At 69.0% G+C, this 12,920-nt stretch carries 11 protein-coding genes; 6 read left to right on the top strand and 5 right to left on the bottom strand.

The window, feature by feature from the left end:
* Positions 1 to 64: 64 nt before the first annotated feature.
* The 3 genes from ASD86_RS02965 to ASD86_RS02955 form a co-directional block, all read right to left on the bottom strand.
* Positions 65 to 2,761: a protein kinase gene (locus ASD86_RS02965; RefSeq protein ID WP_056106640.1), complete on the bottom strand. Its 2,697-nt coding sequence runs from the start codon at positions 2,759 to 2,761 to the stop codon at positions 65 to 67.
* Positions 2,762 to 2,777: 16 nt separating this feature from the next.
* Complete coding sequence (locus tag ASD86_RS02960) at positions 2,778 to 3,356, bottom strand: ECF-type sigma factor (RefSeq protein ID WP_162253598.1); 579 nt, start codon at positions 3,354 to 3,356, stop codon at positions 2,778 to 2,780.
* A 157-nt stretch (positions 3,357 to 3,513) separates the two neighbouring features.
* Positions 3,514 to 4,791, bottom strand: a complete 1,278-nt coding sequence (locus tag ASD86_RS02955; RefSeq protein WP_056106636.1) for an acyltransferase — start codon at positions 4,789 to 4,791, stop codon at positions 3,514 to 3,516.
* Between the two features lie 632 nt (positions 4,792 to 5,423).
* Between ASD86_RS02955 and ASD86_RS02950 the strand changes: the two genes are divergently transcribed.
* The 5 genes from ASD86_RS02950 (at position 5,424) to ASD86_RS02930 (ending at position 10,268) form a co-directional block, all read left to right on the top strand.
* On the top strand, positions 5,424 to 6,113 hold the full coding sequence (locus tag ASD86_RS02950; RefSeq protein ID WP_056106634.1) for a TlpA disulfide reductase family protein: 690 nt from the start codon (positions 5,424 to 5,426) through the stop codon (positions 6,111 to 6,113).
* Positions 6,114 to 6,259: 146 nt separating this feature from the next.
* Positions 6,260 to 6,475: a hypothetical protein gene (locus ASD86_RS02945; protein WP_036106020.1), complete on the top strand. Its 216-nt coding sequence runs from the start codon at positions 6,260 to 6,262 to the stop codon at positions 6,473 to 6,475.
* Between the two features lie 266 nt (positions 6,476 to 6,741).
* Positions 6,742 to 7,164 carry a VOC family protein gene (locus ASD86_RS02940; protein WP_235567642.1) on the top strand — a complete coding sequence of 141 codons (423 nt, stop codon included), beginning with the start codon at positions 6,742 to 6,744 and terminating at the stop codon, positions 7,162 to 7,164.
* 22 nt (positions 7,165 to 7,186) lie between these two features.
* On the top strand, positions 7,187 to 8,443 hold the full coding sequence (locus tag ASD86_RS02935) for a D-amino acid dehydrogenase (protein WP_056106631.1): 1,257 nt from the start codon (positions 7,187 to 7,189) through the stop codon (positions 8,441 to 8,443).
* Between the two features lie 148 nt (positions 8,444 to 8,591).
* Positions 8,592 to 10,268, top strand: a complete 1,677-nt coding sequence (locus ASD86_RS02930) for a diguanylate cyclase (protein ID WP_056106629.1) — start codon at positions 8,592 to 8,594, stop codon at positions 10,266 to 10,268.
* A 16-nt stretch (positions 10,269 to 10,284) separates the two neighbouring features.
* Here ASD86_RS02930 and ASD86_RS02925 read toward each other — a convergent pair whose 3' ends face one another.
* Together ASD86_RS02925 and ASD86_RS02920 are read right to left on the bottom strand one after the other, a co-directional pair.
* Positions 10,285 to 11,787, bottom strand: a complete 1,503-nt coding sequence (locus ASD86_RS02925; protein ID WP_056106627.1) for a PLP-dependent aminotransferase family protein — start codon at positions 11,785 to 11,787, stop codon at positions 10,285 to 10,287.
* 46 nt (positions 11,788 to 11,833) lie between these two features.
* Entirely contained in the window at positions 11,834 to 12,073 is a 240-nt protein-coding gene (locus ASD86_RS02920; protein WP_157476051.1) for a hypothetical protein, read from the bottom strand.
* A 217-nt stretch (positions 12,074 to 12,290) separates the two neighbouring features.
* Between ASD86_RS02920 and ASD86_RS02915 the strand changes: the two genes are divergently transcribed.
* The gene (locus ASD86_RS02915) at positions 12,291 to 12,644 is read left to right on the top strand and encodes a hypothetical protein (RefSeq protein WP_056106623.1); all 354 of its coding nucleotides are present in this window, start codon (positions 12,291 to 12,293) and stop codon (positions 12,642 to 12,644) included.
* Positions 12,645 to 12,920: the final 276 nt, after the last annotated feature.

Genomic DNA, 12,920 nt, shown 5'->3' with positions numbered 1-12,920 from the left:
GCCGCGCGCGACCTCGATCAATCTCGACTGGTCGCGCTGATCGCCCGATGCGCCTGCGGCGCGCTCACTTTCTGGCGAGCGCGCCCAGGCGGTTCTGGCAGGCTTGCAGGCGCAGCACACGCGGGTTGTCGGCGGCGAAATCGATACGGATCACCGCCAGCGCGTCGGCCAGTTCGCGCGCTGCGTTCGCCGGCGTCGGCAGATCGCCCAGGCACAGCGTTTCGGCCTGCGCCAGCGCCAGGTTCGCGGCATGCCCGGGGATCGGCCTGAATCGCTCGATCGCAGGTGCCAGCACCGCGCGCGCCTGCGCGTCGCGGCCCAGATCGTGCAGCGCCATCGCCCAGGCCAGCCGGTACATCGCCAGGTTCATGTGTTCCGGCGTGGCGACGGTGGCGATCTCCACCGCCTTGCGCAGATGGCGTTCGCCGCCGACCGGATCGCGCAGATACATGTGCTGCAGCAGGCCGAGGTTGTATTCGGCCGCGGCCACGTGCGGGTGCTGCTCGCCCTTGACCTCGCGCTTGATCTGCAGCGAGCGCTCGAAATAAGCCGCGGTGGCGGCGTAGTCGCCGCGCGCCTGGGCGATCGTGCCGAGCAGGTTGAGCGAGGAAGCCGTGCGGCTGTGGCGTTCGCCGTACAGCTTGAGATCGACCCGCAACGATTCCTGGGCCAGGCGTTCGGCCGCGGGGTAATCGCCCTGTTCGCGTTTCTGCCGCGCCTGGTTGTAAAGCGATTCGCCCGCCTCCGGGGTGTCGGGTTGCGCGTTCGCGTCCAGCGCCGGCAATTGCGCCAGCAGCAGCGCCGCGCGCGGTTGCTGGCCCGATGCGCGCAAGGCGCTGACCCAGCCGTGGCGGGTTTCGATGCTGCGCAGGTCGCGGTTGCCGTAACGGCGCTGATAGTCGGCGTCCACCGATTCCCACAAACGCAGCGCGATATCCAGGCGACCTTGCGCCTGCTCCAGTTCGGCCTGCAGGCGTCGCAGCAACAGGCGCTCGTCGACGATCGCTGCGCTGTCGCTGCTGGCATCGTCGGGCAGCGCGCGCAGCGCTTGTTCGAGATGGCCGCGCGCGCGCGGGTAGTCGGCGCGGGCCATGGCCACGCGCGCGCGCAAGCGATAGACCGCGCGCAAGTCGGTCGGGTCCGCGTGCGGCAGACCTTGCAGCAGCCGCAGCGCTTCGGCCGAATGCCGCTCGGCGCCATCGTAGTCGCCCAGCGACAGGTCGATGTCGGCGATGGTCGCGGCCAATGCGGCATGGGTTTCAGGATCGTCGATCGCCTGCAGCCGCTGCGAGCCGCGCGCCAATAACTCGCGCGCGCCCGGATCGCGTCCGCGCGCCTGGGCCGGGTCGGAGGCGCGGAACAGGTCGATCATGAATTGAGTGACGTCTTCGGCCTGGGCGCGCCGCGCCTCGGCGCGATCGCGCGCGATCGCGAGTTGTCGCGACTGCAGCACGGTGCTGGTGACGAAGCCGATGGTCAGCGCGCAGGCGATCGCGGCCAGGGTCAGCGCGGCGACGTGGCGGCGCGCGAATTTGCCCAGCCGATACAGCGACTCGGTGCGGCGCGCGGCGATCGGCCGCGATTCCAGCACCGCACGCAGGTCGGCGGCGAGACGCTCTACGCTGGCGTAGCGTTGCTCGGGTTCCTTGCGCAGGCAGCGCGCAACGATCGCATCCAGGTCGCCCTGCAATTGCCGCACCAGCGCCTGCGCGCTGGCGCTGCGACGGTGGCGCGCGATCTGCGCGGCGCGTTCGGGCGACTGCTTGTCGAGCCGCGCGACTGCGCGACTCGGCAGGGCCGGCACGGTGTGCACGATCGCGTGCGCCATCAGCGCCGGGTTGGCGTCTTCCAGGGTCAGCGGCAATTCGCCGGCGAACAGTTCGTACATCAGCGCGCCGAGCGCGTAGACGTCGGTGGCGACATCGGTGGCGGCGCCGAGTACCTGCTCCGGCGCGGCGCTGGCGGGCGAGAAGAACGCCTGCGCGTCGGCGGTGGCCATGCTGACCGGCGCGTCGACTCCTGTCAGCGCCTTGGCGATGCCGAAGTCGAGCAGCTTGGGCCGGCCGTCGCGGTCGACCAGCACGTTGCCGGCCTTGATATCGCGATGCAGCACCAGCCGTTGATGCGCGTACTCCACCGCCGACAGCACCTGCACCACCAGTTCGATGCGCGCGCGCAGCGGCAGTTCGAGGCGGTCGCAATGCTGCACGATCGGTTCGCCGTCGACGTACTCCATGGCGAAGTAGGGCCGGTCCGGCGGTAGCTCGCCGGCATCGATCAGCCGCGCGATGTTGGGATGCTCCAACGTCGCCAGCAATTGCCGTTCGCGGCGCAGGCGCTGACGCACCTGCGGCGCCAGGCGATGGAACGCGGCGACCTTGAGCGCCACGCGCTGTTCGCCTTCGTCGATTCCGCGCCGCGCCAGATACACCCGGCCCATGCCGCCGACCCCGAGCTCGCGTTCGATCACGAACGGCCCGGCGCGGCTGCCCGGTTCGAGCTGTTCGGCGTCGTGCTCGATCCATTGCGCGGCGGCCGCGGCGGCCGCGTCCTGCCAGGCGTCGGACGCTCCCGCCTCGGCCGATTCGTCCAGGCTGTGGTGCGCGTCGATCAGCCGCTGCACCGCTTCGCGCAACGCGTCCGGATCGGTTTGCCCCGCGCATTGCTCGTCGATGAAAGCGCCGCGCCGCTCCGGATCCAGATCCAGCGCGCGCACGAACACATCGGCGGCCTGCGACCAGATCGAAGTGGAAGTCTGCATGGCGAACGGCCTGGGATCAGGAAGTCGGCGGGGACAGTTGGCCGTGCAGCCAGGCGCGGGCGAACTGCCAGTCGCGCTTGGCGGTCGGCAGCGAGACGCCGATGGCTTCGGCGGTCTCTTCGATGGTCAGGCCGCCGAAGAAACGCAGCTCCACGCCCTTGGCGGCGCGCGCATTGATGCGTTCCAGGCGTTCGAGCAGGCGATCGAGGTCGAGCGCGTCGGCCAGATCGGGAGTGACCGCGGCGACCTCCTGCCCGGCCTGCAGGGTGACGCGCAGGACATCGCCGCCGCGCTTGAGCGCGGAGCGCTCGCGCAGGTGATCGACCAGCAGCCGGCGGATCACGTGCGCGGCGATCGCATAGAAATGCACGCGGTTCTGGAACTGCGCTTCGCGCTGCTCGACCAACTTGAAATAGGCATCGTTCGCCAGTTCGGTGGCGACCAGGGTCAGCTGCCCGCTGCGGGTCAGGCGCTGCTGGGCCAGACGGCGCAGCACCGGGTAGATCTGTTCGAGCAATTGCGTTTCGGCGTCGGAATCGCCCGCGCGCCAGTTTTGCAACAGCTGAGTGATGTCGGGTGGAGCAGCGGCGGTCATCGAGGCGGCGCCGGTCGGGAGGGCGCAGCATACCGCTTCGGTTTCAGGTGAGCCATTTATGTCGTGTGTGCCGAGTTGCACATCGCCGGTGGCCGCCGCGGTCGCGTTCGAACGTTGTACGGCGATCGCGTCTTCGCCGATGCCGGCGCGCGCGCGGCTAGCCGGTCGAGGCCAGCGGCACCAACGCATCGGAGCGCGCGCGCAGCCGCTGCGCCCAGCGCCTGCCCATGCGGATGCCCGGTTCTTCGATCCATAGATGGACCGCCAGCGCGCCGGTCACCAGCACCAGCGCGCAGACGGTGTTGACCAGCCAGAACGCCAGCGTTCCGCTCATTGCATACGTCTTGACGCCGGGGATCGCGAACACCGCCAGCAGCGCCAGTCCCTGGCCCAGATAGATGCCGTAACTCAGCCCGCTCAATCGCCGCGACGCCGGCCACGCCAATACCCCGAACAAGCGATTGCCCGCGCACACGATCCACAGGAAGGTCGCGGCCAGCGGGCACAGCGCGAGCAACGGCAGCATCCCGAGGTTGCGCAGGTCGAGCATCGCGGCGAACACCAGCGCCAGGCACAGCAAGGCCAGCACCGCCCAGCGGCGCCGCTGCAGGCGCAGACGTTCGCCGATGCCGGCATGCAGCAGCGAGGCGACGAACATGCCCGAGGCGAACAGCAGGACCAACTCGGCCAGCACCGCCAGCATCAACACCGGACGCGGTTTGACCCCCGCTTCGAAACCGCCGTTCCAGGTCGCCGCGACGATGGTCAGCAGGCAGACCGCGACCAATGCGCCGGTGAACGCCAGATGCCGGCCGCGACGCACGAACACCGCCAGCAGCGGTAACGAGAAATAGAACAGCCATTCGAAGAACAAGGTCCAGGTCACCCCGGCGAGGATGGTGCCGGTATCGGCATAGCCGTTGATCGTCGGCGGTGGCGGCACGATGCCGAGCGCGAGCCAGGCCAAGGTCGACGCGATCGCTTCCGATGCCGGCACCTGCAAGCGGAAGTCGGTGCGATAGGCGACCACGCCGATCATCGTCAGCACCACCACCAGATACACCGGTCCCAGCCGGAACACCCGGCCGATATACAGCGCCCGCCAGCCCGGACGGCCGCCGGCCTTGAGCAGCTTGGTCCAGAACAGGAAGCCGGTGACCATGAAGAACACACACACGCCCAACAGCCCGGCGACGTTGTAGAACTGCGCGCTCGACGGTTTCCACACGCCGCTGCGAAGGTATTCGTAATGCACGACCGTATGCGCCGCGAACACGCTCAGGGCCAGGAACCCGCGCAAACCGTCGAGGGTGTCGGTGCGCTTGTCCGGCTGCGGCCCGTCGGGGTCGGCGCCGCGGAACAGCGGCAGCGAAGCGAATGCGAGCGCCGCCAGCATCATCGCGAAGTACGGCCCTGCGTGATGGATGTCGACCATGTCCGGTGCCGTGAGCGCGAAGGGATATCGGCCGAGACTAGCGGCCTCGCCGACGTGCGTTTGCCGGGTCGATCACGCTTCCCCGCCGCTGCTCGCGCCGCGTTTCCGGGCCGCTGGCGCGGTCACTTACCGGAGCGGACGCAGCGCATGGTTTGCGCCGGCATGCAGGCCGCCACCGCCGGTCATCCCCGGGGAGTTCGCGGCACGGACGGAAAAACCGACATCGCGATTGCGTCTTCGCTTGCTCGACGCTGTGGACCGCGCGATCCGATCGCGACGCCGCGTCGCGCGCACGCGAACGAACGTGCCCAGGTCGCGGCCGAGCCACGACCGCGACCGCATGCGCGATCGCGATATGTGACCGCCGGCACGAGCCACCGTGGCGACTGCGGCATAGTCCTGGCTCGGGCGCGGCGTGGGGGACACGGCGGCCGCATGCGGCGCCGGGGCGCGCCATCGCGACAAGGAGGTCGAATGATCACGTTCGTGTGTTGTAAGCCCGATCACGCATCGGCTGCGGTCGGCCGCTCGGTGTTATCGGATTGTTTCGAACATGCGCATCGTCGCGCGATCCGCGCGTGCGTCGTGCACCGGCTGCAAGGCGACGGCGTTCGCGCGTGGGCGCTGAAGGCATGAGTTCGACCACGTCCGGCCCTCGGCAGATTCCCGCGGTCGTCCGCGGCGCCGCCGCCGATTCGGCGGTCGCGGCGAGACCCGCGCGCGGCGTGTCGCTGGCGTTGACGCTGGGCCTGCTGCTGGCCTGTGCGCTGGTGCTGGCGCTCGCCTGGCAGTTGCGCGAGCTGCGTCAGGAGCGGCGCGGCCTGGTCGAGCGAGTCAACGATCCCTATGTCGGCATGTACGTGCCGAAGGTTGCGCTGACCGCATTGGACGGCGGCGCGGTGGTGCTCGGCGAGCCGCGCGCGGATTACCAGTTGCTGTACTTCTTCAGCACCACCTGCCCGCATTGCCTGGCCTCGCTGCCGATGGTCAAGGCGATCGCCGCGCAAGCGCCGGCGGCGTCGAAGGGGCGCGCCGAAATGATCGGCGTGGCCAGCGCGAGCGCCGCCGACGCGGGCGCCTACGCACGCGCGCATGCGCTGGCGTTTCCGATCGTCGCCAACAGCGAGGTGCGCACCGCGATGCTGTTCCGCGCGCACAGCGTGCCGCTGCTACTGGTGATCGGCGCGGACGGGCGCGTGCGTTACGCGCGCATGGGCGTGATCGACGAGGCCGCGGATCTGCGCGCGGCGTTGGCGGCGCTGGACGAACCCAAACGACCCGGCGGCGGCGCCGCGCGGGTCGCGAACAAGGAGTCGCCCTGAAAGGCAGGGCGCTTCACGGGTCAGGGACGACCCGTTGTCGGACGGAGGCGGTCGCGCCGCTCCGGATTGCAGGGCCGCCACCGGCCCGAACCATCGCGTTCGCGTCCGTCCTGGAAGGGCGGAGCGGAACATCAGGGAGAAAGACGATGAAGCGCAACACCCGTATTCGTAACGTATTGATCGCCGCGTTGTTCTCGACCGCCATGGGATTCGGATTTTCCCAGGTGTTCGCCAACGATCTGTCCAGCGGCGACGGCCTCAAGGCGCGCTGCCAGACGATCGCCTGCCGCTCGCGCTGCGGTATCCCCGGCGGCGATCTGACCCCGGACGGCAAGAACTGCCTGTGCTGCGCGGCGCCTTGAAGCGCTGAGCACGCCGCGGCCGGATCGTCCGGGTCGCGGCGATAGGGTGTTCGGCATGGCTTGAACCTCGCGGGCGTCGCTGTCCGACACAAGCGTGACTGCCGCCGGCCCTCGCAGGCCGGCGGCAGGTCGGTCGCGTAATCGCTTCGCGAAGCCGGCCTGGCCCCGGGCGCGGATCCACATGGCATCATCCACAGGTGTTGCGGGCGCGAAGCCCTGGTCAGGCAAACGACACCCTGGAGACTGGAACCATGGCGCTCAAGCGGATGGACAACGTAGGAATCGTCGTCGAAGACCTCGAAGCGACGGTCGATTTCTTTCGCGAACTCGGCCTCGAACTCGAAGGGCGCGGCTCGATCGAAGGCGAATGGGCCGGGCGTGTCACCGGTCTGGGCGATCAGCATGTCGAAGTCGCGATGATGCGCACGCCCGACGGCCACAGCCGGCTCGAACTCTCGCGCTTTCTACGGCCGACCGTGGTCGCCGATCACCGCACCGCGCCGGTCAATGCGCTGGGCTATCTGCGCGTCATGTTCGCCGTGGACGATCTCAACGAGACGCTCGAACGCTTGTATAAGCGCGGCGCGCAGCTGGTAGGCGAAGTGGTCGACTATAAGGACGTGTATCGGCTGTGTTACATCCGCGGGCCGGAAGGGATTTTGATCGGACTCGCGCAGGAACTCGGCTGACCGGCACGAGCAGGAGACGGCCATCAAGGTTCTAGTTCTGGGCAGCGGCGTGATCGGAACCACTGCCGCGTACTACCTGGCCAGGGCCGGCCATCAGGTCACCGTCGTCGATCGCCAGGCCGCGCCGGCGATGGAAACCAGTTTCGCCAACGCCGGTGAGGTGTCGCCGGGCTATGCCGCGCCCTGGGCCGGGCCGGGCGTGCCGCTGAAGGCGATCAAATGGCTGGCGATGCGGCACCGCCCGCTGGTGATCCGCGACCTGCTCGACCCGGCGATGCTGGGCTGGTGCATGGCGATGCTGCGCAACTGCACCCAGGCGCGATACCGCATCAACAAGGCGCGCATGGTACGACTGGCCGAGTACAGCCGCGATTGCCTGCGCGAGCTGCGCGCCGACACCGGCATCGGTTACGACGATCGCCAGCAGGGCACGCTGCAATTGTTCCGCAGCCAGAAGCAGCTCGACGACAGCGGCAAGGACATCGAGATCCTGCGCGAGTACGGGGTCGCCTTCCAGTTGCTCGGCCGCGACGATTACCTCCAGTACGAACCGGCGCTGGCGCAGGTCAGGCACAAGTTCGTCGGCGCGTTGCGCTTGCCTGGCGATGAGACCGGCGACTGCTTCAAGTTCACCCAGACCCTGGCGCGCATGGCCGAAGCGATCGGCGTGGAGTTCCGTTTCGGCGTGAACATCCAGGCGTTGCAGGCCGAGGGTGGAACGATCGCGGGTGTCCACACCGATGCCGGCGTGCTGAAGGCCGATGCTTGCCTGATCGCCTTGGGCAGTCATTCGCCGCTGCTGCTCGCGCCGATCGGCATCCGCATCCCGGTGTATCCGGTCAAGGGGTATTCGATCACCGTGCCGATCGTCGATCCGCAGCACGCGCCGGAATCGACGATCATGGACGAAACCCACAAGGTCGCGGTGACCCGCCTGGGCGACCGCATCCGGGTCGGCGGCACCGCCGAACTGGCCGGTTACGACCGCCGCCTGCACGACGCGCGCCGCGACACCCTGCTGCATGTGCTGACCGATCTGTTCCCGCGCGGAGGCGATGCGCGCCGCGCCGAATTCTGGAGCGGGCTGCGGCCGATGACGCCCGACGGCACGCCGGTGCTCGGCGAGACGCCGTATTCGAATCTCTACCTCGCCACCGGCCACGGCACCCTGGGCTGGACCATGGCCGCCGGCACCGGACGGGTGACGGCCGACCTGATCAGCGGCCGCGCGCCGCAGATCAGCCTGGACGGATTGACCGCCGCGCGCTACCTCCGCTGAGCGGCAACGCCGGCGAACCGGCCCGATCGGCGCCCTCGATTGCAATCCAGGTCGCAGTCCTGGGTCCGAGCCGGGCCGTGGCGCAAGGTCTAGGCGAGGGTGCCTGGGCTATGCTCGGCGGGGTTTAGGGGGAAGTCTTCGCAAGGCAATGCATCGGTTCTGGCGCTCCATCTGGCAGCTCGCGCTGATCCTGCTCGGTCTCACGGCCGCGGCGGTGGCATCGGCGCAGCCGTTCGCCTTGTCGCGCCTGGAGCCGTCGACCGATCCGCCGCCCGCGCGCGTGCTGGCCGGCGACTACGACGCGCGCTTCGTCCCGGTGCAGGGCAACGAGATCGCGGTGCTAGACCGCAACTGGCATTGGTGGCGACTGGTCTCGACCCAGGACGTGCCCGGCGACAACGCGCCGCAATTGGTGCTGACCCAGCCGTACCGCAAGTTCGTCGGCATCTGGCGCGCGGGCGCGACCTCGCCGGTACGCCGCTCGATCCACGGCAAGGCCGCGGACTTCCGCCACTCCTCGCGGTTCCTGGTGTTTCCGCTGGAGGGCGGCCTGCACAAGGGCGAGGTGATCTATCTGCGCGCCGCGGCCGCCGACGTCACCGCGTCGACCTTGCTGGTGATGCCGCTGGACGCGGTGCATCGCCAGGACATGAGCCACATCGCCCTGCGCAGCGTGGTGCTGACCGCGCTCGGGGTGATCGCGCTGCTCGCGTTCGGTTTCTGGATCGGTCTGAAGGAACGCGGCTACGCCTATCTGTGCCTGACCTTGGTGGTGCAGACCTTGAATTTGGCGGTGGAGGGCGGCGAGACGCGGATGATTCCGTGGCTCGGCGACATCATGCCGGACCGCCGCACCAACGTCGTGCTGAACACCGCCGCGGTATTGGCCAGCGTGCGTTTCCTGATGTTCTTCCTCGATCTGCGCGCGACCCAGGCGCCGGTGGCGAAGCTGCTCAACATCTGCAGCTGGCTGCTCGGCGGCCTGTTGCTGGTGTCGATGATCCACACCTGGCGGGCCAGCGCCTCGTTCGGCAACGTGGTGCTGCTGGTGGTGATCGGCGCGATCGTCTACGCCAGCGCGGTCGCGATCGGCCGGCGCCAGCGCGAAGCCTATTTCCTGATGCTGGCATGGACGCCGCTGATGGCGGTGTTGATCGTGCTGGTCGGCGCGTATCAGCGTTGGTGGCCGTCGTACGGCTGGCTCGAATACGCCTATCCGGTTGGTCTGGTGCTCGGCGGCCTGGGCCTGTTGCTCGGCCTGGCGGCGAAGCTGCAGCAACTGCGCCGCGATCACGACAGCGCCAAGCACCGCGCCACCTACGACCGCCTGACCAGCGTGATGACCCGCGCGGCGATCGAGGAAGGCATGCGTCAGGCGATTACCGAAGCGCATCGCGCCTCGCGTCCGCTGACCGTGGTGTTCTTCGACATCGACCACTTCAAGCGCATCAACGACGAGCACGGCCACAGCGCCGGCGACGAAGCGCTGCGCACGGTCGCCGAACGCACCCGCAACCGCTTGCGCGCGACCGACCTGTGCGGCCGCTACGGCGGCGACGAAATCCTGGTCGGCCTGCCGGGCACGCGCCTGGAACAGGGGCTGGTGGTGGCCGAGCACCTGCGCCGCACCATCAGCGCCAATCCGCCGAGCATCAACGGGCGGGTTCTGCCGCTGAGCCTGAGTCTGGGCGTGGCCGAGCTGCGGCCAGGCGAAAGCTTCGATCAACTGCTCGAGCGCGCCGACGCCGCGCTGTACGCGAGCAAGGCCGGCGGCCGCGACCGGGTGACCGTGCAGCAGGCCGCGGCGCACGACATCGCTATCTGATCGCCGCGTCTTCGCTTCAGGCGCCGGCCGCTTCAATCGCTCGCCGCACCACCTGCAGTCCCGAGCGCGACTGCACCGGCGTCGCGCCGGCGAAGCCGAACACCAGTCCGCCGTATTGGTACGGCGGCTGTTCGCAACGGCCGTATTTCGACAGCGGATGCACCACGACGCCGTCGCGCGCGCAGGCCTCGGCAACGGCGCGATCGTCGATGCGCGTCGGACCCTTGAACCAAGCGGCGACGTGCATGCCGGCGATGGCCGGTCCGAATTCCAGCACGTCGTCCAGCGCGCGCGCCTGCTCGAGAAACGCGAGGCGTCGTTCGTCGTAGATCGCCCGGGTCTTGCGCAGATGGCGGGCGAGATGGCCTTCGTGAATGAACGCGGCGAGCACGCCCTGCGCCAGCAGCGCGGTGTGGCCGTCGGCGCTGTGCTTGGCGTCGACGAAGGCGGCGACCAGCGGCTCGGGCACGATCGCATAGGCGATGCGCAGGCCCGGAAACAGGATCTTGTTGAAGCTGCCGACGTAGATCACCCGGCCGGTGTCGTCCAGGCCCTGCAGCGACGCGATCGGGCGGCCCTGATAGCGATAGTCGCCGTCGTAATCGTCTTCGATCACATACGCGTCGCGTTGCCGCGCCCATGCCAGCAGCGCCTCGCGCCGCGACAACGACATCTCGCAACCCAGCGGGTACTGATGCGCGGGCGTGACATAGGCGACGCGCGCATCGGGCGCACGCGCCACGCCGGCCTCTACATCGAGTCCGTGTTCGTCGACCGGCACCGGCACCACCTCCAGACCGACCGCGCGCAGGCAGTGCTGCACCGGCTGATAGCCGGGCGTTTCGCACCAGGCGCGATCACCCGGATCGGCGATCACCTTGCCGGCGAGTTCCACCGCCTGCTGGGTGCTGGTGACCACGATCACCTGCTCGGGCGAACAACGCACCGCGCGCATCGCCGACGCGTGCGCGGCGATCGCGCCGCGCAGCGCCCGCAGGCCGTTGCTGGCGCCGTATTCCCAATACTCGCCGCCGGCCTTGCCGGCTTCGCGCAGCAGCAGTCGATTCCAGACTTCGCGCGGAAACAGATCGATCGGCGGCAACGACGGGGTGAACGCCCGCGCCGATGCCGATGCGTAATGACCTGGATACGCGCGCAACGCATCCGCGCGTTGCGACAGGCGGCGCGGCGTGGTGTCGGCCTCAGCGCGCGCCGCGCGCGCGGACGGCATCAGGTCGCGTTCGGGCAACTGCGCGGCGACGAAACTGCCGGCGCCGCGGCGGCGCACGATGTAGCCGTCGGCGACCAGTTGATCCAGCGCCCAGTCGACGGTGTTGCGAGCCACGCCGAAGTCCTGCGCGAGCGTGCGACCCGACGGCAGGCGCGCGTTCGGCGGCAGCGCGCCGCTGACGATCGCGGCGCGGATGCGTTCGCAGATGCGCGCGTACGCCGGCTGCCCGGCCTGCGCCTGCAGACCGGTGACGTCGACGGAAAACACCGAGCCGGCATGTTTGACCATGCCGCCATGCTACTAGCCCGGCGCGCGGCTGTATTTGCCGCCGCCATCAACCGCGCCGCGGACGATGCCGGTCGCGCTGCATCTGCTGGTGATGCGATTGCGCGCAGGCCGGACCGCAGTACAGGCGCTCGGGCTCGCCGTCGAACGGCTCCAGGCAGGTCTGGCTGAGGCAATACCCGACCGGCGCCGGCCGCACCAGCGTTTCGGCGGCCTGCTGGCGCGCCTGCAGGGATTGGGCCAGGTTGATGGCCTCGAACAACTGGGCCTGGTCGATCAGATCGGTCATGACGTTCGCATCCTTGTGCGCAACGCGGCGCGGCATGCGCCGCCGGGCCCGCAGATTCCCACTGCCCGTTCGCAGACGATGACACGCGCCGCCGCGGCGATCGCGGATCGGTGTGGGTGCGCGTTTTCGTGCGTGCGGACACAGCCAGTCGCAGGATCTGATCTGGCGCGCGGTTAGTCTGTATTCCGCGACTTCAGCGGCCATCCAGGAGCGCACCATGAGCCTCGACAACACCCCCGCGGGCGGTCCGCAGACCCGCCGCGCCATCCACGCGCTGCACGCGGCGACCTGGTTCGCGCTGACCCAGGGCGATCGCTACAGCGCGCTGGGGCGCAAATCGGTCGCCAATGCTTTCTACAACATCCTGCCGATGCTCGCCGAGGTGCGCAAAGCGGTGCTCGATGAGGGCGAGCCGGCGAGCGATGCGGTCTCGGTGGCGGCAGCAGCGGCGGTGACCACGGCCGCCACGGTGTTACCGGCTAGCGGCGGGGCGCATGCGTTCAACGACGATGTCGCGCGTGACGATGGGAGTGTGGTGGCGATCCAGGATGGGCGGAATTCGTTGCGTTGATTTGGGTGAGATATGGGCGTCTCTCGCCGCATCCATTTTTTCGATGCACACCAGAACCCGATATCTTTCGCTCCGATCGAGCGACCAATTCGCGTCGTTACCGCGATGGCTCCCTGTAGGAGCGGCGCAAGCCGCGACCGCGCCATTACGCTGACGTCGCAAGCTGCGTCGTAGCCGCATTCCCGCGGTCGCGGCTCGCGCCGCTCCTACAGCTAGAGCAGGTAGCTCAGCTTGCGCTTGAAGCCGCGCAGTTCATCCAGCGCTGCGAGGCCCCGT

The sequence above is a fragment of the Lysobacter sp. Root690 genome, from assembly GCF_001427785.1.
Classification (GTDB): Bacteria; Pseudomonadota; Gammaproteobacteria; order Xanthomonadales; family Xanthomonadaceae; genus Lysobacter.
This window is presented reverse-complemented; position numbering and strand designations above follow the sequence as displayed.

Bases quoted from the DNA above. Each gene is read 5' to 3' on its own strand.
- ASD86_RS02965 (WP_056106640.1), bottom strand. From the start codon at position 2,761: ATGCAGACTTCCACTTCGATCTGGTCGCAGGCCGCCGATGTGTTCGTG.
- ASD86_RS02960 (WP_162253598.1), bottom strand. From the start codon at position 3,356: ATGACCGCCGCTGCTCCACCCGACATCACTCAGCTGTTGCAAAACTGG.
- ASD86_RS02955 (WP_056106636.1), bottom strand. From the start codon at position 4,791: ATGGTCGACATCCATCACGCAGGGCCGTACTTCGCGATGATGCTGGCG.
- ASD86_RS02950 (WP_056106634.1), top strand. From the start codon at position 5,424: ATGAGTTCGACCACGTCCGGCCCTCGGCAGATTCCCGCGGTCGTCCGC.
- ASD86_RS02945 (WP_036106020.1), top strand. From the start codon at position 6,260: ATGAAGCGCAACACCCGTATTCGTAACGTATTGATCGCCGCGTTGTTC.
- ASD86_RS02940 (WP_235567642.1), top strand. From the start codon at position 6,742: ATGGACAACGTAGGAATCGTCGTCGAAGACCTCGAAGCGACGGTCGAT.
- ASD86_RS02930 (WP_056106629.1), top strand. From the start codon at position 8,592: ATGCATCGGTTCTGGCGCTCCATCTGGCAGCTCGCGCTGATCCTGCTC.
- ASD86_RS02925 (WP_056106627.1), bottom strand. From the start codon at position 11,787: ATGGTCAAACATGCCGGCTCGGTGTTTTCCGTCGACGTCACCGGTCTG.
- ASD86_RS02920 (WP_157476051.1), bottom strand. From the start codon at position 12,073: ATGACCGATCTGATCGACCAGGCCCAGTTGTTCGAGGCCATCAACCTG.
- ASD86_RS02915 (WP_056106623.1), top strand. From the start codon at position 12,291: ATGAGCCTCGACAACACCCCCGCGGGCGGTCCGCAGACCCGCCGCGCC.